At 50.9% G+C, this 534-nt stretch carries 1 protein-coding gene; it reads right to left on the bottom strand.

Annotated elements, in window-relative coordinates; genetic code table 11:
- Nucleotides 1-77: 77 nt before the first annotated feature.
- Nucleotides 78-534: flagellar basal body P-ring protein FlgI (locus R7190_RS30250; protein ID WP_318138259.1), on the bottom strand; the 457-nt coding region annotated here is incomplete at its 5' end.

Here is a 534-nt window from a genome sequence, read left to right as displayed (position 1 = left end):
GCAGGCTATCGAGTGAGCTAATATCGTGAATAAAACCGATATCGTTAGGATTCTTCATCATCGCAACCTCCTAACCATTAAATGATGATCAACTGGCCTTCGATGGCACCAGCTTGTTTCAATGCTTGTAAGATGGCCATCAAATCAGAAGGTGCTGCGCCCACTTCATTCACCGCACGTACGAGGTCATCCAGCGTCAAACCCGGCTCGAATTTGAACATTTTGCCTTTTTCTTCCGTCACTTCGATATCTGAATCGGGCACCACGACCGTTTGGCCGCCAGAGAAGCTGTTTGGTTGGCTAACGTTTAGATTTTCTTTGATGGCGACAGTCATGCCACCATGCGTCACTGCCGCAGGCTTAAGACGCACGTGTTTGCCAACGACAATCGTGCCAGTACGGGAGTTAACAATGATCTTCGCCGCGCCATCAGCTGGGTCAAACTCTAGGTTTTCAATCGCGGACAAAAACGCCACACGCTGGCTGACATCACGCGGGGCACGCACGCGTACCGACGTCGCATCGACTGCACTA

It is taken from the genome of Vibrio sp. 1078-1, assembly GCF_033340475.1.
Note: the sequence above shows the minus strand (reverse complement) of the source record. Positions and strands in the feature narration are given on the sequence as shown.